The following is a 22467-nucleotide window of genomic DNA, read 5'->3' as shown; positions in this document are numbered from 1 at the left end:
AAATAATAATTAAGTTTAATTTATTTATTAAAAATAAAGGTGCGAAAGTAGTAATTTTAAATAACACAAAAAATTGAAATTAAAATTTATTGTAATAACTTAAAATTGTGTACATTTGCTTAAATTTTTAAAAATGAACTCCTCGGAGCAAATAGAATTTTACATTAAACTTTTTGAAACAACCCCTGATATTAAGTATGTTTATGACTTAGAAACGAAAAAAGTCATTTATGTAAATAATAATGTTAATGAACTTTTAAATTATACTACCGAAGAAATAATAAAATCCAATGAAAGTTTCATATCAATATTCCATCCCGATTCACGGGATTTGTTTTTTAATGAAATTAATAAAAGTAGAAATTTAAAAGATAACGAAGTTAATGTGGTTGATTATAAATTATTGCATAAAAACGGAGAACATCTTTGGTTTAACTGTCGCACAATGGTTTTTAAAAGAAATGCCGAAGGAAATCCTGTTCAATTAATTGGCATTGCTCAAAATATTACTGAGCTGAGGCAAAAAGAAAAAGCGTTGAATTTAAGTGAAACCAGATTCAATGATATTATTGATTTGGTTCCTGCCGCAATAGGTGAATGGGATGCAGAGGGTAAAATTACTTTTGTTAACGACATTGTATTAGAGTATACCGGGTATTCAAGAGAAGAATTTCATAATAATTTTAATATCACAAAACTTTTAGTTCCCGAGGATAGAGAAAGAGCATCAGAGAATATAAAAAAAGTTTCTAAAGGAGAAGAATTACCAATTAATGAATATCATGCTTTACGTAAGGATGGTTCTACTTATCATGTAATTGCAAAAACACATCCTATTTTAAAAGATGGGAAAATAATCGGTTCAAGGGGAGTATTTCTAAATATAAATGACCGCAAAAAAGCCGAACTTGCTTTAAAAGAAAGCGAAGAAAAATTTCGTACAATCTTTGATAATAGCAACGATGCAATATTGATTCATGATTTTGAAGGTAATTTTATTGATTTTAATAAGAAAGCTCATGAGATAAACGAATACGCTAAAGAAGAATTTCAAAAACTTTCGTTAAAAGACATTAATACCGAAGAAAGCGCAAAATTTATTGAACCTCACATTAAAGAAATAATTAAAAACGGGTCAAATATTTTTGAGGTTTTTCATAAAACTAAAAGCGGAAAAATCATGCCCGTAGAAGTGAGTGCTAAAATAGTTAATTACTTTGGCAAACCTATAATACTTAGTATTTTTCGTGATATTACAGAACGTAAAAGAGCTGAATTTGCTTTGAAAGAAAGTGAAGAACGCTTCAGAAATCTTACTGATACGCTTCCTGTTTTTGTTTATGAACTGGATACTCAATTTAAAGTTACTTATGTTAACAAATTTGGAATCGAATTCATGAAAGCCAAAAAGGAAGAAGTTGACGAAGGCATTTACGCTTTTGATTTTTTTACACCTGAATATAAACAAAAAGCCATTGATAATGTAAAAAGCATAATGGCAGGAATTAAAATTTCTTCACACGGATACGACTTAACTGACAAAAAAGGCAATATCTTTCATGTCATATCAAAATCTACACCTATAATTAATGAAGGAAAATTTTGTGGGTTACGAGGTGTTTTTATTGATATAACTGAACGTAAAAAAGCTGAAGAAGATTTGCGTGAAAGTGAAGAAAAGTTTCGTGTTCTCATTGAAAATACTCCAGATATTATTATTAGAGTTAATAAAGACCTGAAATTTTTATATATAAATCAGTCGGTAGAGAAAATTACAAAAATTCCTGTAGAAAAATTTATTGATAGGACACTTTCCGAACTCGGAATTAACGAGGAGTTTTGCAACTTCTGGGAAAGCAATATCACAAGGGTTTTTAAAACAGGTAAATCTCTTGAAACTGAGTATTTGTATAAAGGAAAAAAGAGAATTATTTATGTTAATATAAGAATAATTCCCGAATTTGACTATTTGAAAGAAGTAAAATCTGTATTGGTTATTGGACAGGACATAACCGAACAAAAAAGCAATGAAATAAAAATATCCGAAACTCTTCTGGAAAAAGAAACTTTGCTTAATGAGCTTCATCACAGGGTTAAAAATAATTTTCAGATTATTACAAGTTTATTCAATCTGCAGGAAGAGGAAATCAAAGATTCAAAGCAATTTGAAATATTTTTAAAAGCAAAAGCAAGAATAAGAGCAATGACTTTGGTTCATGAAAAATTATACGAATCGAAGAATTTTTCAAAAATTGATTTTGCCGAGTATATTAAATTAATAACTGAAGAATTGCATCATACTTTTTTTAAGAAAACAAAAAAAGTTAAAATAATTTATAATCTTAATAAAATCTCAATAAACATTGATAAAGCTATACCATGCGGAATTATTGTGAACGAACTTATTACAAATTCTTTTAAACACGCTTTCAATGGAAATATTAATAAATCATACACTATCAAAATATTACTTATTAAAACACCAGGTAAAAAAATAAATTTAATTATAAATGATAACGGAAAAGGAATCGGAGAAAAAATAAATGTAGAAAATCCTAAAACACTTGGTCTGCAACTTGTTTCCCTCCTTACAAAACAAATTAGAGCTTCAATATCCCTCGACAGGAAAAAAGGAACAAAATGGAGTATTACTTTTTAATTTGACTTATGTCAATTATTTGTTATTGAATTTTATTATTTCAAGAATTTCTTCTTTTCCTGTTTTTAATTCAGAAGATGTAATAATTGCAATGGGAAGCTCTTTCCAGTATTTTTCAAGTTCGGTTTTATAAAATAAAATATTTTTCTGAAGCTCCTGTTTTTTTAATTTATCAGTTTTTGTATAAAGCAATACAAAATTTATTTTTTTCTCGCCAAGCCATTCTAAAAATTTTAAATCGCTTTGCTGTGGCTCAATCCGCGAATCAATCAATATGAATGTTGTAACTAATTTTTCCCTTTTCAGAATAAAATTTTTAATCATCCCTTCCCATTTTTCTTTTATCTGTTTTGAAACTTTTGCAAATCCATAACCGGGTAAATCAACAAAATAAAATTCTTTATTTATTAAAAAATAATTTATAAGTTGTGTTTTTCCAGGAGTAGAAGATGTTTTGGCAAGATTTTTTTCATTAACAAGCATATTTATTAATGACGATTTTCCAACATTCGACCTGCCTATAAAAGCAAATTCACGCAGATTATCTTTTGGACAATTGCTCACATCAGTCGCACTCTTAATAAACTCTGCCGATTTGATTATCATATAAATTTGTTGTTAGTTGACAGTTGTTAGATTATTGTTTAATTGCTGAGAGCATTATTGAAAACTTTTTTCTTATTTCTTGCGACCTATTTCTTTATTCACTACCTACTTCTTTTTTGGAACCTTTATAGATTTCAAATTTTACAAACCTACATTCAAGCGGTCCATTAAAAAGTGCAATCTTTCTTGATGTTTTTAATCCTATAGATTTCAATGCTTCAAAGTTTGAACTTATGAGCCACGCATCATAACCGTCATATTTTTTTTTCAATGTATCACCTAAACTTTTGTAAAAACCATTAATATCTTCTTTTTTCATTCTTTCATCATAAGGCGGGTTTGTTATGATTATGCCTTTTTCTTCAGGTGGAACAAAATCTTCAAATGAAGAAATATTTAATTCAATATCTTTGTGAAGCTTTGCGTATTTTATGTTTTTTTCTGCAATGCTTATTGACCTTTCCGAAATATCAGAACCGAGAATTTTATTTTCAAATTCTGTTTGTTCTAATAAGGAATTTTTCTTGATTTCATCCCATAGCTCTTTATCAAAATCTTTCCATTTTTCAAAACCGAATCTTCGGCGGTAATATCCGGGAGGAATATTATTTGCTATTAACGCTGTTTCAATTAAAATTGTTCCTGAACCACACATCGGGTCAATGAAATTGCATTTTTTATCCCAGCCACTAAGTAAAATCATGCCTGCAGCCAATACTTCATTTATCGGTGCTTCGAAACTTGCAATTTTATAACCTCTTTTATATAAAACATCGCCTGAACTATCAAGCGAAACCGTGCAGTTATTATTGCTCAGGTGAATATTTATTCTCAATGTTGAATTTTCCAAATCAACTGAAGGTCGTTTATTGAATTTGTGGCGAAACCTGTCAACTACCGCATCTTTTGCCTTTTGGGCAGCATATTTCGAATGTGTGATAATTGAATTATTTGTAACACAATCAATTTGCAAAGTATTGTTAACATTCAAATATTCCTCCCAGTTTATTTTATAAATTTCATTGTAAAAATCACTTTCATTTATAATGCTGAAATATTTTACAGGTTTAAGAATTTTTAAAGCTGTCCTACACCATAAATTCGCTTTATACATCAATTCCTTATTTCCGGTAAAACTAACGGCGCGTGTCAATATTTCAACTTCGCCTGCATTAAGCGATTTTAATTCATCAGCTAAAATATTCTCAAGTCCGGCAAGAGTTGTGGCAACAATTTTATATGTTTCTGTAGTAGACATTTTGATGGAATAAAAAAATGCAATTTATATAAAATTTTCCTACTTGTTGCTATATTTGAAAAATAGTACCTTTGTTGCTGGAATTTGTTATAAAAAAATAAAATCATGTTTTTGAAAAAAATATTTTTATTGCTATTTCTAATTTCAGCGTTTCAGCTTTATTCTCAGAATGTCATCATCAAAGGGAAAGCAAAATTATTTGAAGGAGAAAAGGTAAAACTTAATATTTACGCAAACCAAATCAGCTATCATGAAAAAACAATTGCTGTTGCCATTGTTGACAATAAAAGTAATTTCATACTTAATGCCAGCATAAGTGAAACGGTTTTTGCAAAAATAAAAATTAACAATTTCAGCGGTGATGTTTATCTTGAGTCCGGAAGAACTTATGAAATAATTTTTCCTCCTAGAGATTCTTTGGTTAAGGAAACTGAAAACATTGAAAATTCAATATTACCTCAGGAAGTATATATAAGCATAATGAATAACGATTCAACTGAACTTAATTATCAGATTCAAAAATTCAATATGCTTTATAATAATTTTATGGCTGAAAATAAATCAAGATTTATTTATTTTACACCTAAAAACAGAAGTTTTGTTGATACGCTTAAACAAAGAATAAAAAATACATTCGGAAATCCGAAAAATAAATATTTGTCTGCATATATAGAATATAGAATTGCCGGATTGGAACAGATGAATAGTTTGCTGAGCAGAAAAAAACTTGCCAATAAATATTTTGCCCGAAGGCCTGTTATGAATGAAAATATTGAATATATGTATTTTTTCAACCAGTTTTTTGTAAAATATTTTTCCAATTTCACTGCAAACGGTAAATATGAAGAAATTTTAAATGAAATAAATAAAAATAAAAGTTATACCGGTATGGTGAGAGTTCTTTCTTTCGACTCACTTTTATTGCTCAATGATACTTTAAAGGAATTGATTTTACTGAAAGGGTTATACGAAGTATACAACGAACCGGCTTTTGAAAAGAAAAGCGTTATCGAAGTAATTAAAGCATTAGCAAAGCAAAGTATTATTAAAAAAGACATAGAAATTGCAAAAGATTTTATTGCAACTCTTGAAAAGCTATCTCCGACAACAAAAGCTCCCGATTTCGCTTTATATAATGCAAATAAAAAACTTGTAAAACTAAGCGATTTTAAGGGTAGATACGTTTATCTTGGATTCTGGACAACGTGGAGTGTGCCTTCTTTACAAGAAATTCAGATGTTTTCAAACATACAGAAAGAACTTAAAGATACTGTCGAATTTATAGGAATTTGTGCTGATAAAAAATACGAAAATTTTGAAACTTATGTAAAAAAACAGAATTTCGATTGGAATGCTCTTTATTATGGAAACCAGCCTGAAGTATTAGAAAATTATAATGTAATAGTATTCCCGACTTTTATTTTACTCGACCGCGATTGCAAAATAATGGAATCGAATGTAAAAAAACCAAGTGAAAATTTCCACGATTATATCCACACAATTATTGAAAAGGAAAAACAAAAAAAGAAAGAAGAAGATAAATTAAAGAAAAATCCGAAAGACAATATTTATCATTGATGCTCCGCTTTACTAAACCTTGAAGGTTTAGTAAAGCTCTGCCATCAACATAATAATTTTCTCAATTTTCTTTTTCATTTCTGCAGGTGTGCATTCATAGTTGTTTACTAAAAATGAAAAAGCCAATTGTTGCTTTGATTTAGTGTCAACATAACCGACATAAGCTCTTACATTTTTCATAAAACCACTTTTAGCTCTTACATTTCCGTCTGCCTGCGAATTTTTACAAATGTTTTTTATGCTTCCCGATTGTCCGACAACTGGCAATGATTCGTAAAAAGTTTGAAAAAACGGTTCTTTTGTTGCTGCAATCAATATTTCAACAAATTGATTTGCGGAAACTCTGTTTGAAGCTGAAAGTCCGCTGCCATCTTTCATTATAAGATTATTCAAATTTACGCCTCTTGATTTCCAATAATCAAGTATGGCTGAAATTCCTTTAGTTGTCGAGCCATAATTGTACTTTATTTTTCCACACATTTTTAATAATGCTTCCGCAAAAATATTCACACTTTTAAGATTTGTTTCTTTAATAATTTCTTTTAGTGAAGGAGAATAAATTGTATCAATAATAATTAAATTATCCGATTTAAGATTCTTGTTTTTTCTTGTGGTTGTTGCATTTCCGCTTATAGTAATTTTATTTGCAGCAAGAGTTTTGTATAATTGAAAAGCGCAAAAGTAAGCAGGGTCGGGAACAGAGCCTTTTACAATAAATTTTTTTGCACCGAAAGGAATTGTTCCCTCACACCTTATTTCATCAGAATACGGGTGTGAATAAATAATCACATTATCTCCGGACCACTTATTTCCTGTTTTGACATTATTAATAAATTTAATATTGGAAATTTCAGAACTGACAGAAACGATGGAAGTAGCATCGCCAATATATTTTCCGGATTTAAAATAAATATTATATGAATTTTCGTTGAAATTTAAACCGGCACAACCGGCACCATAATAATTACCTATATCAGCAGTATCCCATGATGCAGGAATAATTGAATCTTTAAAAAAATCAGCATTTGCAATAATATTTCCATCAATTTTTTTAATTCCTTTATTTTTTATTATTTCTGTCCAGTGAGATAATACTAATGAATCATTACTTCCGAACCTGCATGAGCCAAGTGTTGGGTCGCCGCCGCCAATTATAAAAATGTTTCCTTTTAATATACTGTCTTTATTTATTTTTCCGTCATATCCGAGAAAAGTTTTAAATCTAAATTCTTCACCGAGAATTTTTATTGCGGCAATGGTTGTTATTACTTTCATTGTTGAAGCAGGAATCAATCCTGTATCACTTTTGTATTTGCAAATTAAACTATCGTTATCAATTTTTTTTACACAAAAACTCCATTGTTCGTTTTTTAAAGTTTTGTCTTTTTTTAAGCTATCTATTGTGAATTTGAGTTTATTTAAAGGAGAGAGGGAATCATTTTTATTTTGCGAAAATGAAGAAAGTGTTATTGAAACCGATATTATAAAAAATATTAACTTTGTTTTCATAATTGCAAAATTAAGTGTTTATAGTTTTTAATTTGTAATTATTTTAAAAAAATAAAATGTTTGTAATTTGTTGTTAACCTCTTTTTTCTCATAGCTTTTAGCTCGTAGCTCGAAGCTTGTGACTTATTGCTACAGTTGTTAAAAATATTTTAAAAATCGGATTTAAAGTAAAATAAATTAAATACATAAAAATGGAAGATTTTAAAAACAAATATGTTTTAATAACCGGCGGCTCAAGAGGTATTGGAAAAGCTACTGCTAAGGCATTTGCCGAACTTGGAGCAAACGTTGCGATTTCATTTAATGTTAATGAAAAAGCTACAAAACAAACATTGGAAGAATTGAATGGAAGCAATCATATAATGATTAAAGCCGATATAAGCAATCCTGATGATTGTGAAAAAATGGTAAATGAAGTTATCGGAAAATTCGGAAGAATAGATGTACTTGTCAATAATGCGGGATTATATAAAAAACACAGTATTGACGAAGTAAGTTACAGTGATTGGAAAAACTCATGGAAGCAGACGATTGATTTGAATCTCATTGGCGTTGCAAATGTTTGTTATCTTGTTTCACAACACATGATAAAACAAAAATACGGTAAAATAATAAATATTTCTTCGAGAGGTGCATTCAGGGGCGAACCCGATTATACTGCTTATGGTGCAAGCAAAGCAGGAGTGAATTCATTAAGTCAGTCGCTGGCGTTGAAACTTGGTAAATACAATATTTTCGTCGGAGTTATTGCTCCCGGATTTGTTGATACGGATATGGCAACTGAGTTTATTCATGGCAGCGATAAAGAAAAAATTCTTGCACAAAGTCCTTTGAACAGAGCTGCAAAACCTGAAGAAATAGCTTATGCAGTTTCGATGCTGGCTTCCGATAAAGCAGGATATATGACTGGATGCATAATTGATGTAAATGGTGCATCTTATTTGAGAACATAGTTTTTTCATTTGGGTTAAATAAGTTGAAACCCCCGCAAGGGTTCTAAACCCTTGCGGGGGTTTTCAATATAAAATTCATCAATTTTAATAAACAACATTTTTTAAAATGGAAATAAAATCAAGAATAATTCTTAAAAAGAGAAAAGAAGAATCGCTGCTGCGCTATCATCCATGGGTGTTTTCGGGTGCTGTTAAAAGCATTGAAGGAAATCCTGCAAACGGAGATTGGGTTAATGTTTACAGTGCAAAAAATAATTTTCTCGGTGCAGGGCATTATCAGAACAAAGGTTCAATATCGGTTAGAATATTATCATTCGAAGAATGTATTCCCGATATTGAATTCTGGAAAATGAAATTATCTGCTGCTTACAAATTCAGAAAAGAAATAAATTTACCTTCAGCAGAAACAAATTCATATCGCTTGGTTTATGGCGAAGGAGATGGATTACCGGGGTTGATAATTGATGTTTACGCTCAAACTGCCGTTATTCAGGCACATTCTGCCGGAATTCAAAATGACAGGAAACTAATTGCAGAAGCATTATTAAAAGTGATGCAAGAAGAAATAAATTCTGTTTATTTTAAAAGCGAATCTTCGGGAAATAGTATAAATGAATATTTGGTTGGTAATTTAGAAACACCTTCAATAATTACAGAAAATTGCAATAAATTTTATGTTGATTGGGTTAACGGGCAAAAGACAGGCTTTTTCATTGACCAGAGAGAAAACAGAAACCTTCTTTCAAAATATTCAAATGGGAAAAAAGTTTTAAATACATTTTGTTACACGGGAGGATTTTCGGTTTATGCAATTAAAGCCGGCGCTGCAATCGTTCATTCTGTTGATTCATCAAAGTCGGCTGTTGAACTTACAAATAAAAATATAGAATTAAATTTTCCCGATTATAAAAATCATGAAGCAATTGCTGCTGATACATTTGATTTTTTAGAAGAAAATAAAAATAAATACAATCTCATTATCTTAGACCCACCTGCATTTGCCAAACATAAGGATGCAAGGCATAATGCCATAAGAGGATACCAGCGTTTGAATACATTGGCAATAAAAAATATTGAAGAAGGTGGAATTATTTTTACTTTTTCTTGTTCGCAGGTTATTTCACGAGAAATGTTTTATAGAACAATAATGTCAGCTTCGATAATTGCAAAAAGAAAAGTTAAGGTTTTGCATCATTTATCGCAATCACCCGACCATCCCGTTTCCGTGTATCATCCCGAAGGCGAATATTTGAAAGGGCTTGTTTTGTATATTGAGTAAAATTTATTTGAAGATGTCTTCAATAACGAATATTGAATCATGAAGTTTTTTTTACTTCAATATTCATTATTCGATATTCGATATTTATTTTTTTTATTTTGCCAACGCCACAGCCCTTGTTTCGCGGATGACAGTAATTTTTATTTGTCCCGGGTAAGTCATTTCGCTTTGTATCTTTTGCGATAAATCGTAAGCAAGCTGATTTGCTTCGGTATCTGAAACTTTATCGCTGCCTACCATAACTCTTAACTCTCTTCCTGCCTGAATTGCATAAGTAGAAACAACGCCGGGATAAGAAAGAGCAATTGTTTCGAGGTCTTTTAATCTTTTTATGTATGATTCAACAACTTCACGCCTTGCACCCGGACGTGCTCCAGAAATAGAATCACAAACTTGTACTATCGGAGATATTAATGTGTCCATGTCAATTTCATCATGGTGAGCACCGATAGCATTGCATATTTCAGGAAGTTCTTTAAATTTTTCAGCAAGTTTCATTCCTGAAATGGCATGTGGCAATTCAGTTTCGGTTTCTGCAACTTTCCCTATATCATGTAGTAATCCTGCTCTTTTGGCATATTTCACATTTAGTCCGAGTTCAGATGCCATTGTTGCACAAAGATTAGCAACTTCACGAGAATGTTGCAGCAAATTTTGTCCATAAGAAGAACGGTATTTCATTTTGCCGATTAAGCGGATTAACTCATGATGCAAGCCATGAATACCAAAGTCAATAGAAGTTTGTTTTCCTATTTCGATAATTTCCACTTCAAGTTGCTTTTTAACTTTTGCAACTACTTCTTCAATTCGTGCAGGATGTATTCTGCCGTCAACAACAAGTTTATGCAGAGCCATACGTGCAATTTCGCGTTTTAACGGGTCAAAACATGAAAGAATAATTGCTTCGGGAGTATCATCAACAATAATTTCAACACCAGTAGCTGCTTCCAAAGCTCTTATATTTCTTCCTTCTCTGCCTATTATTCTGCCTTTCATCTCATCGTTCTCGATATTGAAAACAGTAACGGCATTTTCAATTGCATATTCCGAAGCAGTACGTTGAATAGTTTCTATTACAATTTTCTTTGCCTCAAGGTTTGCCGTTTGCTTGGATTCTTCAATAGTATCTTTTATGTACGACATTGCTTCGGTTTTTGCTTCTCCCTTTAATGACTCTACGAGTTGTTCTTTGGCTTCTTTTGCAGATAACCCTGAAATTACTTCCAACTGCTCAACATGCATTTTATGAGTTTTTTCAAGGTCTGACTGTTTTTTACTGATGATTTCAAGCTGATTGGTAAGGTTTTCTTTTATTACGGTCAACTCTTTTTGCTTCCTCTGCATTTCTTCCATTCGCTGTGAATAAGATGATTCCCTTTGTTTTAAACGATTTTCGGCAGAAGAAATGTTAATATTTTTTTCGTTAATTATTTTTTCATGTTCCGCTTTTAATTGAAGAAATTTTTCTTTTGCCTGCAGTATTCTTTCTTTTTTTGTTAATTCTCCTTGTTCCTGAGCATCTTTTAAAATTCTTCTTGCTTTCTTTTCGATATTTTTTCTTAAAACGACACCTGCAATAAAAGCACCAACAAGTAATCCGACCGCTCCTGCTATAATTGTTATCAGTTCCATAATTTTTTTTTTAACAGTTAGTAATTAATTCTTAAAATAAATGTCATTAACCTCAAAACAAAGTTTCGGGTTATTTGACCAATTCCGAATCGCTTCGCTCTCGGAATTTTTCGACTTAATGATTTCATTGCACTTTCGGTTTATGAAATCATAGTATCAAAAAAAATCCCACATTATTTCAATACAAAATATTTACTTCTACCTGTAAACTCAGGTAAATTGTATGAATTAATGCGGGATTTGCAATATTAAACTGCCAAAGAACTCGACGCTTCTTTTAAACAATCTGTTACTGAACTATCAATCTCATTTATTATTTGTAAAACTTTACTTTCGCTTTCCTGTTTGCTTTTCTCAATTTCAAGCTTGTTTGATGAAAAATCCAATGCTACCATTGCCAGCAAATCCTGCTTGTCCTTGTAAAAATAAGCTTGTGAATATTCGCTTATTTTCTTATTTATAAGCTTTGCCGATTGCCTTACAATTTCTTCTTCACTTTCTTCAATTTTCAACTTATATGGCCTGTCTGCTATTGTTAATGTTATTGTTAGTTCTCCCATTTGGGTTTATTAGGTCAATTTAATTGTTTAAAAGAATTACACATTTGTCAATTTCCCGCACTATTTCATTTATCTTTTTCTTGACTTCAACATTTTCCGACCCAGAAAATGTTTTAGTTACTTTTATTATTTTATTCTCTTCCTGTAAATTTTTTAATTGAGTTTGTAAATTTTCTATTATTTTTAATAATTCTACTTTTTCGTTTATTAATTTTTGACTTAACTCGTTGGTTGATTTTTGCAAATATAACAATTTTTTTATCTTGCAGCTAAGATTTTCTATTTCGTTTGCTATATTGCTCATAATCAATTATAAAAAATAATTTGCAAATATAGCTTATTAAAAAAAATTATGCAATTTTCTTTCTTAATATATTTTTATTATACTTTAAACGGCTACATTGTTAAATTGTTGTTTTATTTCTTATATATTTTGCTGATGATTGATTTATAATAATTTTTTTAAAAAAAAGCTATATTTTTAATCACTTGCAGTATATCATAATCATTTGATAATAAACTTAAAAACTTATAAACCGTGACCGAAGAATTTTTACATTACATCTGGAAATACAGATTGTTTAATCAAGACAACCTGATTTCTTCAAACGGAGAAAAAATTGTAATTCAGAGAGTTGGTGAATATAACTCTGATTCAGGTCCCGACTTTTTTAATGCACAAATAAAAATAGGTAAAACAACATGGGCAGGAAATGTTGAAATACATCTTGATTCTTCTTCATGGAATAAACATAATCATAATAAAGATAATGCATACAACAACCTGATTTTACACGTTGTATACAATAACGACCAAAATAATTTCAGGAAAAATGGTGAACTTATTCCAACTCTGGAACTGAAAAATTATTTCGATGAAATAATTTATGACAGATATATCGCTCTTAAAAACAGTATTTTATGGATTCCATGCCAAAATTCCATTTCCTCTGTTAACAAGTTTACTTTAAATAATTGGGTTGAACGCTTATTAGTTGAACGGCTCGAAAGAAAGACAACTTCAATTTATAATTCTCTGAAATTAAATAAAAATAACTGGGAAGAAACATTTTACCAATATCTTGCCGCCAATTTTGGTTTCAATACAAATTCGCAGGCATTTGAAATGCTTGCAAAATCACTTCCGCAAAAATATATTGCAAAACATAAAAATAATTTGTTTCAGGTTGAAGCACTTCTTTTCGGTCAAGCCGGAATGCTTGAAAAAAAATTCAATGATGAGTATCCTCAAAAATTAAAAAGAGAATATGATTTTCTGAAAGCAAAATTTTCGCTTGTTCCTCTTCAGGAGCATTTATGGAAATTTTTTCGTGTTCGTCCTTCTAATTTTCCAACAATACGAATAGCGCAGTTTGCCGAACTTATATATAATTCATCAAAATTATTTTCGAAAATTATTGAAATGCCAAATATGAAAGAGTTGAAAAAAATATTTTCTGTTTCTCCTTCTTCATACTGGCTCACTCATTATTATTTCGACAAGTCATCTCCGCGAAAAACAAAAAAAATAAGTGATTCTTCTGTCAATTTGATTTTGCTCAATACCGTAATTCCTTTGGTCTTTGCATACTCAAAACAAAAAGATGATGAAAAATTAAAACAGAAAATTTTAAGCTTGTATGAAATAATTGAAGGAGAAAATAATTCGGTAATAGCAAAATGGAAAGAACTTGGTATTCCTGTCAAAACCGCATATTATACGCAGGCGCTTCTTGAACTTAAAAAACAATATTGCAACAATAAAAAATGTCTTGAATGTGCAGTAGGGGTTTGTATTTTGAAGAAAAATTAGGAGATTTTAGTATGTTTTTTTAAGTGGGAAGTTACAAACTTCGCACAACTGATGTCGTTATGTTAGACCCTTGAATTCACCACAAACTTAAATTTTTCTGTTTGTAAGCTTTGGTTCTACAAATAATTTAAAATTTCTTTGGAATAATATTTTTCGTTTTTCGAAATCGAATTTATTATAATATCGAGCTCTTCTTTTTTTGTATTTTTAAGTAAAAAACCTTTAGATATAACTTCGAGCTTGTTTTGTGCATTTCCAATTTTATTGTATAAGGACAGAGCAACAACCTTGAGTTCGGGGTTTTTTTGAAGTGTACCTTTTGTTGCTTTAATGCCATCTGTTACGGGCACTTTAATATCCATTAATATTACATCGGGGTTATGCAAATTTAGTAATTCAATGAGTTCTTGCCCACTATTCGGATGAACATTAATTTTAGTGGTTTCTAAGTTTTTGGCAACTATTTTTAATTCTTTATTAAAAACATTGTGTCCGTTTGTTGTAATTGCATTGATTTTATTTTTCATATTTAAACCTGTGTTATTTTTATTTTGTATAATTTCAACAACAAACATAGAGTAAGAAAATATACATAACAAGTGCCTTTTAGAATTTGCTGCAGTTTTTTGAGAATTTGCCGGAAAGTTTTTAGAATTCGTAAAAAATATATTCAGGTTATTAAAAATTCAACCCTTGATTCACATTACTTACTCTATTTTAGAAAATAAAATTTTGGAATAAGTATGAAGTTGCAATCTGCACAATTTATGCCTTTGCCAGTGTGTAAGCCATTATGATTTCCATAGCTTTATGGATACATAAATTCCCATTATAATATATGTTATTAAGGCAACCAAATGTATTAATGGATGCAAATGGCTTTTAACTATTTCAGGCATATTTAACACAATAGGTAATAAATTAAGTATGCTAAATATTATCGCAGGTACTATCGGCACTATAATTATCAAGATTTGTATTGCCGGTTTATACAATGGAAACTTCGGAAAGTTTTCTTGGAAATAATGTTCCCAATTAATCCACCGGCTTTCAGGTGTGTCGTCAGTACCGTCTCCGGAAAGCAAGTTTGGAAAAATTTTTTCTTCCAATACTTTAAGATAGCCACCCATTATAACTATTACATTTTGCTCCCAAATATATCTTAAACTTAATGCTATAGAAAAAATAGGGATTACAAGTAATGCATCATAAACATTTTTTGTAATTACCCAACCAAGTATTATTGTAATAGCTGTTACTATTATTGAATATATTTGTAAATGGTGTTGGAACTTCTGGAGCATCTCAGAACGTATCGCCTGATATTCTGCGAGGACAGCTTGAAGTCGTAATTGCTTTAATTCTTTAGTATTTATTGGTCCTTTCAACATGAATTTCACTTTTATAAAAAATTATTTTACACGCAAATTACAAAAAATTAATATTAAAAAAGCAGAAAAGGGGAAAAATAATCTGATACAGTTTATATTATATTCCCTCTATCCCAACCTTTTCTGAAGCTCAAACATTTCATCTCTCAATCTTGCAGCTTCTAAAAAGTCAAATTCTTTAGCTGCTTTTTCCATTTCTCTTTTTGTTTTTGCAATGGCTTTTTTCAGTTGCTCTTTTGTCATGTATTGAACAACGGGGTCGGCAGCGATATTGTTTTTTTCATTTTCAATATAAACATTTTTAAAAGCAGCGTTTGTATTTGCAATAAATGTTTGTCCGAGAATTTCTTCTCTTGTTTTTGTAATTTGTGTCGGTGTTATATTATTTTCCGAATTATATTTAAGTTGTTTTTCTCTTCTTCTGTTTGTCTCGTCAATTGTACGTCGCATTGATTCGGTGATTTTATCGGCATACATTATTACTTTGCTGTTAATATTTCTTGCTGCTCTTCCTGCGGTTTGCGTAAGTGAACGCTCCGAACGTAAAAATCCTTCTTTGTCGGCATCGAGAATCGCAACAAGTGAAACTTCAGGCAAGTCAAGTCCTTCACGCAAAAGATTAACGCCAATGAGAACATCAAACAAACCGAGTCGTAAATCACGCAGTATTTCAATTCTTTCAACTGTGTCAACATCAGAATGAATATAACGACATTTGATGTTGAATCCATGTAAATATTTTGTAAGTTCTTCTGCCATGCGTTTTGTAAGAGTTGTTACCAAAACTCTTTCTTTAACTTTTGTTCTCTGATTTATTTCTTCGAGCAAATCGTCAATCTGGTTTAAACTCGGCTTTACTTCAATTATCGGCTCAAGCAAACCGGTAGGACGAATTAACTGTTCAACTATTACTCCTTCACTTAGCTGCAGTTCATATTCGGCAGGCGTTGCGCTTACAAAAATAACCTGATTTATTTCCGATTCAAATTCTTCAAATTTCAGTGGTCTGTTGTCCATCGCAGCCGGTAAGCGAAAGCCATATTCAACAAGATTTTGTTTTCTTGCTCTGTCGCCTCCATACATTGCGCGAACCTGCGGAACCGTAACATGGCTTTCATCAACAAATAAAATAAAATCATCGGGAAAATAATCGAGCAAACAAAAAGGACGCGAGCCCGCAGGACGCTTGTCGAAATATCTCGAATAATTTTCAATTCCCGAGCAATATCCCAATTCACGCATCATTTCAATATCATAAGTTACCCTGTCATTTAATCTTTTTGCTTCTTCAATTTTTCCTGTTTCGTTGAAATATTCAACCTGCTTAACCATATCGTCTTGTATTTCATTTAAAACGTCATGAAGCTGCTCCTGCGATGTAACAAAAATATTTGCCGGATAAATTGCAATGCTGTCCAAATCTTCGAGTTTATGCCCGGTGGCTGGTTCAAACGATTCCATGGTTTCTATTTCATCACCAAGAAAAATTATTCTGTATGCAAAGTCAGCATAAGCAAGAAATACATCAACAGTATCGCCTTTCACCCTGAAATTTCCTCTGTGGAAATCGGCTTCAGTTCTCGAATATAAAGCATTGACAAGTGAAAATAAAAATTTATTCCTGCTGATTAACTGACCTTTTTTTGCTCGCACAACGTTATTTTTAAAATCTTCGGGATTACCGATTCCATAAATACATGATACCGACGAAACAACAATAACATCACGTCTTCCCGATAGTAACGAAGACGAAGCACTCAAACGGAATTTTTCAATTTCATCATTTATTGATAAATCTTTTTCGATGTAAGTATTTGTGGAAGGAATATAAGCTTCGGGTTGATAATAGTCATAATACGAAACAAAATATTCTACGGCATTTTGAGGAAAAAATTGTTTGAATTCACCATACAACTGGGCAGCAAGAGTTTTGTTATGACTTAAAACAATTGTTGGTCGCTGGGTTTGGGCAATTACATTTGCCATTGTGAATGTTTTTCCCGAACCCGTAACACCCATCAATGCCTGCGCCCTGACATTTCCGTTGATGCCTTCAACCAATTGCTTTATTGCTTCGGGCTGGTCGCCGGTGGGCTTGAAATCGGAAATGAGTTTGAACTTCACAATTAATATTTTATGCAAAATTATCGAAAAAAATGTGAGGATTTGAATAAACCAATAAAATAATATATAAATTTGAGTTTTACAATTTGTGACAGAAAAATAAGATGATAAAAAGATTATTTTTAATATTAATTTCAATATTTTTATTGAATGGTTTAAAATCTCAGCCTACTGCAAATTCTATGTTTGATGCAGGAGTGAGATGTTTAAGTGCTAAAGATTACCAACAGGCAATAAAGCAATTCACAGCTTGTCTGAAAAAAGCCCCGTATTTTTTTGATGCTTATTTTGAAAGAGGAAATACATATTTTGCAATGGGCAATAAAACCAATGCAATTAATGATTATACCGATTGCATTAAAATAAATAAAGCATATATGCCTGCGTATTACAGAAGAGGAATGGCTTATGAGGCGATTGGAAACGACAATTTTGCTCTTGTCGATTATAATGAATGCATTGCGAAAAACTCAAAATTCGTTGACGGATACAGCGGAAGAGGTTTGATTTATTATAAACTCGGAAAGTTCGACCTTGCACTTGCCGACTTGAACAAGGCAATTGAAATGAAAAGTGATAAGCCGGAAATATTTTTCAACAGAGCGTTGCTTTACGAAGCTCAAGGCAAGGATGCACTTGCAATAAATGATTATACAACCGTTCTTGAAAAAGAAAAAGATAATGTAAAAGCATATTACAACAGAGGAAAATTGTTTTATAAAGTAAATAAAAAAGCAGAAGCAGTTGCGGATTTCACAAAAACAATAGAATTAAAATTTGATGTAATAGAAGTTTACTCGCTTAGAGCAACTTCATATAGGGGAATGAATAAATTAAATGAAGCAATTGCCGATTACACAAAAATTATTGATGGCTTCAAATCGAAAGATGATACGTTTATTGTTTGCAGAGCTTTATGTTATATGACTCAGAAAAATTATGCAGCAGCAATTAAAGATTTCAATAAATTGATTATGCTAAAACCTGCGGAAGAAAAGGGATACATATACAGAGCAAAATGCAATTTTAAATTAAATAAAGGAAATGCTTCACTTATGGATTACAATAAAATTTTATTAAATATAAATCCGCAAAGCACGCAGGCATTAGAAGGCAGAGCTACAATTTATTTCAATCAAAAAAAATATCCACTTGCCAAAGCCGATTTGGACAAGGTTATTGAAATTAAACCAACTGCAGATGCATATTATTACAGGGCAACATGCAAAGAAATGATGAAAGATCCGGCAGGACCTTGCGATGATTTGAAAATGGCTGCGAGCATGGGCAATCAGGAAGCAAAAAGAATTGCAGATAAAAATTGTAAGGATTTTGTACTCCCCGATGAAAGCATAAAATCAAATAAACACTAAAAAGATATTTGTGGTTTGTAGTTTGTTGTTATTTTATTGTTGAATTGTTAAATTGCTGAATTGTTAATCACATTAGTCATTAACAAAAAGATTTGAGCTAAAAATTATGTAACTTTGAACTTTAAACCATAAACTTTAAACTAATTTCATGTTTCGTCCGCGAGTCATACCCTGTTTACTGCTGAAAAATCTCGGATTGGTAAAATCCGTGAAATTCAAAGAATACAGGTATATCGGCGACCCGATAAATGCAGTGAAAATTTTTAATGATAAAAAAGCTGATGAGCTTGTTTTTCTTGATATTACTGCTTCCGGTGAAAAAAGAAATGTTTCCTTGAAATTAATAAAAGATATAGGTGATGAATGTAATATGCCTTTCTCGGTTGGTGGAGGAATAAGAACAATTGAAAACATAAAAGAAACATTAAATGCTGGAGCGGAAAAAATTTGCATTAATTCTCATGCATTCGAAAATCCTGAATTTATCCGAAAAGCATCGGAAACATTCGGAAGTTCAACAATTGTAGTTTCTATTGACGTGAAAAAAAATATTTTCGGCAAGCAAAATGTATATATTTACAGCGGAACAAAAAATACGCGAACAGATGCGGTTACTCATGCAAAGAATATGGAAATGTTCGGAGCAGGAGAAATTATTATCAATTCAATTGATAATGACGGAACAATGAATGGCTATGACATTGAATTGATAAAAAAAGTTTCAGACGCAGTTTCCATTCCCGTGATTGCACTCGGTGGTGCAGGAAAAATCGAGGATTTCAGAAAAGCCGTTGACGAAGGAAATGCTTCGGCAGTGGCTGCGGGAAGTTTTTTTGTTTATCACGGTCCGCGTAGAGCCGTGCTTATTAGTTTTCCGAAAAATGAGGAATTGGTAGAGATTTTTAAAAATTAAATATAAAAAACTTTGCGTCTTTGTGGTAAAAAATTACCGCTAAGACGCAAAGTCGCAGAGAAAAAGAAATATTATGGAATTTTTATTTTTATTAATTGGGTTGGTTGATGGTTTTGCGATTGCGTATTTTATGAACAAATCAAAAATACAAAATCTCGAAAAACAAAATCAGGAAAAAATTACAGGCATTGATAAAGAAAAAAGTAATTTGGAAGTTGAAATAAATTTTTTGAAATCGGAAAAGGAAAAAACAGAAAAAGAAATAATTACTGAAAGAGAAGAATCGAAACGCTTAAATGACCGATTAGCAAGGGCAGAAGAAGTTTTCAAAAATCAGGAAGAAAAAATAAAAACTCAAAAAGAAGAACTCGAACAATTACAAAATAAATTAATAACCGAGTTTGAAAATTTGGCAAATAAAATATTAAAAGAAAATTCAAAAGAATTTACCGAGAAAAATCAAAAAAATATTGGTGATATTTTAAATCCGTTAAAAGAAAAAATTGAAAAGTTTGAAAAGAAAGTTGAAGAAACTTATGATAAGGAAGTGCGCGATAAAATAAGCTTGCGCGAAGAAGTAAAAAAACTTTATGAGTTAAATACTAAAATAAGTCAGGAAGCAAACAACCTCACAAAAGCACTTAAAGGCGATACGAAAAAACAAGGCAACTGGGGCGAAATTGTTTTGGAAAAAGTTCTTGAACGCTCGGGTTTGCGAAAAGGTGAAGAATATGACACGCAAGTTAATCTTAAAACAACAGATGGCGAAATATTTATTCCCGATGCAATAATTTATTTGCCCGAAAATAAAAATGTAATTGTTGATTCTAAGGTTTCGCTTATTGCTTATGAGAATTACATTAATTCCGAAATTCCCGAAGAAAAGGAAAAGTTCTTAAAACAACATATTGATTCACTCAAAAATCATATTAAAGGATTGAGTGAAAAAAATTATCAAAATTTGGAAGGGATAAATTCTCCCGATTTCGTTCTAATGTTTTTGCCTATTGAATCATCATTCAGCATTACAATACAAGCCGAAAACGAATTATTTAATTTTGCATGGGATAAGAAAATTGTAATTGTAAGTCCAACAACTTTGCTTGCAACATTACGAACCATTGCATCAATATGGAAACAGGAAAATCAAACAAAAAATGCAATGGAAATTGCACGACAAAGCGGTGGTTTATACGATAAATTCGTATTACTTTTAAAAGATATTGAAAATATCGGAAATTACATATCGAAATCAAGTGAAGCATATAACGATGCTGTAAAAGCAATTTCAACAGAAAAGGGAAATATTATTGGCAGAATTGAAAATATTCGTAAACTTGGAGCTAAAGCAACAAAAACAATTCCTAATAAATTTTTAAATAATGAAGATAAAGATATAATTGTATCAGAAGAATAATGTTAAAAAATTCAGAAATAAAATATTTTGTATTAATACTTTCATTGCTCGTTTTTATTGAAGGATGCAAAGTAAGTACAAATTCCGTGGGCAGGCAAAATATGTCATATCTGTATAATAAAGCAGAGGCGGCTATTCATCCCGAATATCAGATTTATCACATTTCCGATAGCATATCAAGATTGTTTTATAAAGTTAATTCATCGGAATTGCTTTTTGCGAGGCAAACCGATAAAGAAGAGTTTAACGCAAAGTTTTCCATAACATATAAAATATATTCATCATACAACTCAGGTGTGGTATCTGATACGGGCAGTGTAATTGAGATACGTAAATCCGAATCAGACTCGGCAGTTGTATTTTTCGGACAGGTTGATTTTAAAGCAAAAACAGGAAGTAATTATCTTCTCGAAGTAGTGATAAAAGATTTGAATAAAAACAAATTATTGAAAACATTTCTGAATGTTCAGAAAAAAAATAAGTTTGTGAGGCAGAACTTCCTTTTAACAGATACAAACGATATTCCTCTTTTCAGATATTATATGGGAAGCAATACAAAATTCAAAATAAAATTTAATAATTCCGGAAAATCAAAATTTTTCGTGAAATATTATAAAAATGATTTTCCTTTAGCTTCGCCGCCATTCTCGTCTGGTTCCGAAAAATATTATTTAGTTAAGCCCGATAGTATTTTTATATTGGATTTGAAAATAAATGATAAATATTTAAAATTCGCTAAATCCGGAATATATCACATATTAACTGATACATTAAATAATGATGGATTAAGTGTAATGGTATTTTATAGTGATTTTCCGCACATTGCACATTCTGAAAATTTACTGAATCCATTAAGATATATTACAACAAAACAGGAATATGATAAAATGTCGGAAATCCCGAATAAAAAAATATCGGTTGACAATTTCTGGCTTGAAAATGCGAGTAATCCGGAAAGAGCAAAGATGATGATAAAAAACTTTTATCAGAAAGTTCAGTATGCAAATGAATTTTTTACTTCATATACCGAAGGATGGAAAACCGACAGGGGCATGATATATATTGTTTTCGGCGAACCTAATATTGTTTATAAATCGGAAAGCCAGGAAGTATGGATTTACGGTGAAGTTAATAATATGAATTCGGTAACGTTCAGCTTTAATAAAATGACAAATAATTTTTCTGATAATGATTATTCTTTAAGCCGTTCGCCGGTTTATAAAAATGTATGGTATAATGCTGTGGATATGTGGAGGAGGTAGAGATTTAGGAATTAGGAATTAGAATTTAGGATTTTAAAAATAATTAATAATTTGTCTTGTTGATAAAGTTAATTTATTTAGAATAAACCCGATAGGGTTTAAATGTTAATAGCCCCGTGCTTTAGCACGGGGTAAAGAAA

At 30.9% G+C, this 22467-nt stretch carries 18 protein-coding genes; 9 read left to right on the top strand and 9 right to left on the bottom strand.

The annotated features are described in order from the left end of the window. Positions 1-133: 133 nt before the first annotated feature. On the top strand, positions 134-2659 hold the full coding sequence (locus WC223_09425) for a PAS domain S-box protein (GenBank protein MFA6924459.1): 2526 nt from the start codon (positions 134-136) through the stop codon (positions 2657-2659). Positions 2660-2674: 15 nt separating this feature from the next. On the opposite strand, the gene yihA is transcribed toward WC223_09425, so the two are convergent. Together yihA and WC223_09415 are read right to left on the bottom strand one after the other, a co-directional pair. Next, on the bottom strand, positions 2675-3265 hold the full coding sequence (yihA, locus tag WC223_09420; protein MFA6924458.1) for a ribosome biogenesis GTP-binding protein YihA/YsxC: 591 nt from the start codon (positions 3263-3265) through the stop codon (positions 2675-2677). A 94-nt stretch (positions 3266-3359) separates the two neighbouring features. Beyond that, positions 3360-4523 (bottom strand): THUMP domain-containing protein, encoded by a 1164-nt coding sequence (locus WC223_09415; GenBank protein ID MFA6924457.1) that lies wholly within the window; start codon positions 4521-4523, stop codon positions 3360-3362. Positions 4524-4634: 111 nt separating this feature from the next. Here WC223_09415 and WC223_09410 point away from each other — a divergent pair, with 111 nt between their 5' ends. Continuing rightward, positions 4635-6101, top strand: coding sequence for a TlpA disulfide reductase family protein (locus tag WC223_09410; GenBank protein ID MFA6924456.1), 1467 nt, complete (start codon positions 4635-4637; stop codon positions 6099-6101). A 27-nt stretch (positions 6102-6128) separates the two neighbouring features. Here WC223_09410 and dacB read toward each other — a convergent pair whose 3' ends face one another. Continuing rightward, positions 6129-7610: a D-alanyl-D-alanine carboxypeptidase/D-alanyl-D-alanine-endopeptidase gene (gene dacB / locus WC223_09405; GenBank protein MFA6924455.1), complete on the bottom strand. Its 1482-nt coding sequence runs from the start codon at positions 7608-7610 to the stop codon at positions 6129-6131. Between the two features lie 191 nt (positions 7611-7801). Here dacB and WC223_09400 point away from each other — a divergent pair, with 191 nt between their 5' ends. Together WC223_09400 and WC223_09395 are read left to right on the top strand one after the other, a co-directional pair. Beyond that, positions 7802-8563, top strand: a complete 762-nt coding sequence (locus tag WC223_09400; GenBank protein ID MFA6924454.1) for an SDR family oxidoreductase — start codon at positions 7802-7804, stop codon at positions 8561-8563. Positions 8564-8669: 106 nt separating this feature from the next. After that, entirely contained in the window at positions 8670-9842 is a 1173-nt protein-coding gene (locus WC223_09395) for a class I SAM-dependent rRNA methyltransferase (protein MFA6924453.1), read from the top strand. 93 nt (positions 9843-9935) lie between these two features. Here the strand turns inward: WC223_09395 and rny are convergent, their stop codons facing one another. The 3 genes from rny to WC223_09380 form a co-directional block, all read right to left on the bottom strand. Then, on the bottom strand, positions 9936-11474 hold the full coding sequence (gene rny, locus WC223_09390) for a ribonuclease Y (protein ID MFA6924452.1): 1539 nt from the start codon (positions 11472-11474) through the stop codon (positions 9936-9938). A gap of 248 nt (positions 11475-11722) precedes the next feature. Then, on the bottom strand, positions 11723-12034 hold the full coding sequence (locus tag WC223_09385; protein MFA6924451.1) for a cell division protein ZapA: 312 nt from the start codon (positions 12032-12034) through the stop codon (positions 11723-11725). 19 nt (positions 12035-12053) lie between these two features. Further along, the gene (locus WC223_09380; protein MFA6924450.1) at positions 12054-12338 is read right to left on the bottom strand and encodes a hypothetical protein; all 285 of its coding nucleotides are present in this window, start codon (positions 12336-12338) and stop codon (positions 12054-12056) included. 234 nt (positions 12339-12572) lie between these two features. On the opposite strand from WC223_09380, the gene WC223_09375 reads away from it, so the two are divergent. After that, positions 12573-13847: a DUF2851 family protein gene (locus tag WC223_09375; protein MFA6924449.1), complete on the top strand. Its 1275-nt coding sequence runs from the start codon at positions 12573-12575 to the stop codon at positions 13845-13847. Between the two features lie 116 nt (positions 13848-13963). Here WC223_09375 and WC223_09370 read toward each other — a convergent pair whose 3' ends face one another. From WC223_09370 to uvrB, 3 genes are all read right to left on the bottom strand, one after another. After that, positions 13964-14374, bottom strand: a complete 411-nt coding sequence (locus tag WC223_09370; protein ID MFA6924448.1) for a response regulator — start codon at positions 14372-14374, stop codon at positions 13964-13966. Positions 14375-14638: 264 nt separating this feature from the next. After that, positions 14639-15238: a hypothetical protein gene (locus tag WC223_09365; protein ID MFA6924447.1), complete on the bottom strand. Its 600-nt coding sequence runs from the start codon at positions 15236-15238 to the stop codon at positions 14639-14641. 108 nt (positions 15239-15346) lie between these two features. Then, entirely contained in the window at positions 15347-17362 is a 2016-nt protein-coding gene (gene uvrB, locus WC223_09360; GenBank protein MFA6924446.1) for an excinuclease ABC subunit UvrB, read from the bottom strand. A 104-nt stretch (positions 17363-17466) separates the two neighbouring features. On the opposite strand from uvrB, the gene WC223_09355 reads away from it, so the two are divergent. From WC223_09355 to WC223_09340, 4 genes are all read left to right on the top strand, one after another. Next, positions 17467-18735, top strand: a complete 1269-nt coding sequence (locus WC223_09355) for a tetratricopeptide repeat protein (GenBank protein MFA6924445.1) — start codon at positions 17467-17469, stop codon at positions 18733-18735. A 148-nt stretch (positions 18736-18883) separates the two neighbouring features. Then, complete coding sequence (locus tag WC223_09350) at positions 18884-19648, top strand: AglZ/HisF2 family acetamidino modification protein (protein MFA6924444.1); 765 nt, start codon at positions 18884-18886, stop codon at positions 19646-19648. A 73-nt stretch (positions 19649-19721) separates the two neighbouring features. Continuing rightward, positions 19722-21065, top strand: a complete 1344-nt coding sequence (gene rmuC, locus WC223_09345; GenBank protein ID MFA6924443.1) for a DNA recombination protein RmuC — start codon at positions 19722-19724, stop codon at positions 21063-21065. Then, the gene (locus WC223_09340) at positions 21065-22327 is read left to right on the top strand and encodes a GWxTD domain-containing protein (GenBank protein MFA6924442.1); all 1263 of its coding nucleotides are present in this window, start codon (positions 21065-21067) and stop codon (positions 22325-22327) included. Before rmuC ends, WC223_09340 begins: the two co-directional genes overlap by 1 nt. Positions 22328-22467: the final 140 nt, after the last annotated feature.

Source organism: Bacteroidales bacterium (assembly GCA_041671145.1).
Lineage (GTDB): Bacteria > Bacteroidota > Bacteroidia > Bacteroidales > JAHJDW01 > JAQUPB01.
The sequence above is the reverse complement of the archived record's forward strand: the minus strand, read 5'-3'. Positions and strand labels throughout refer to the sequence as shown.

What these genes read in the sequence shown, in the direction of transcription:
- WC223_09385 (MFA6924451.1), bottom strand. Translation starts at nt 12,034, where the DNA reads ATGGGAGAACTAACAATAACATTAACAATAGCAGACAGGCCATATAAG.
- dacB (MFA6924455.1), bottom strand. Translation starts at nt 7,610, where the DNA reads ATGAAAACAAAGTTAATATTTTTTATAATATCGGTTTCAATAACACTT.
- rmuC (MFA6924443.1), top strand. Translation starts at nt 19,722, where the DNA reads ATGGAATTTTTATTTTTATTAATTGGGTTGGTTGATGGTTTTGCGATT.
- WC223_09380 (MFA6924450.1), bottom strand. Translation starts at nt 12,338, where the DNA reads ATGAGCAATATAGCAAACGAAATAGAAAATCTTAGCTGCAAGATAAAA.
- WC223_09355 (MFA6924445.1), top strand. Translation starts at nt 17,467, where the DNA reads ATGATAAAAAGATTATTTTTAATATTAATTTCAATATTTTTATTGAAT.
- WC223_09415 (MFA6924457.1), bottom strand. Translation starts at nt 4,523, where the DNA reads ATGTCTACTACAGAAACATATAAAATTGTTGCCACAACTCTTGCCGGA.
- WC223_09340 (MFA6924442.1), top strand. Translation starts at nt 21,065, where the DNA reads ATGTTAAAAAATTCAGAAATAAAATATTTTGTATTAATACTTTCATTG.
- WC223_09395 (MFA6924453.1), top strand. Translation starts at nt 8,670, where the DNA reads ATGGAAATAAAATCAAGAATAATTCTTAAAAAGAGAAAAGAAGAATCG.
- WC223_09400 (MFA6924454.1), top strand. Translation starts at nt 7,802, where the DNA reads ATGGAAGATTTTAAAAACAAATATGTTTTAATAACCGGCGGCTCAAGA.
- WC223_09350 (MFA6924444.1), top strand. Translation starts at nt 18,884, where the DNA reads ATGTTTCGTCCGCGAGTCATACCCTGTTTACTGCTGAAAAATCTCGGA.
- WC223_09425 (MFA6924459.1), top strand. Translation starts at nt 134, where the DNA reads ATGAACTCCTCGGAGCAAATAGAATTTTACATTAAACTTTTTGAAACA.
- WC223_09365 (MFA6924447.1), bottom strand. Translation starts at nt 15,238, where the DNA reads ATGTTGAAAGGACCAATAAATACTAAAGAATTAAAGCAATTACGACTT.
- WC223_09370 (MFA6924448.1), bottom strand. Translation starts at nt 14,374, where the DNA reads ATGAAAAATAAAATCAATGCAATTACAACAAACGGACACAATGTTTTT.
- rny (MFA6924452.1), bottom strand. Translation starts at nt 11,474, where the DNA reads ATGGAACTGATAACAATTATAGCAGGAGCGGTCGGATTACTTGTTGGT.
- yihA (MFA6924458.1), bottom strand. Translation starts at nt 3,265, where the DNA reads ATGATAATCAAATCGGCAGAGTTTATTAAGAGTGCGACTGATGTGAGC.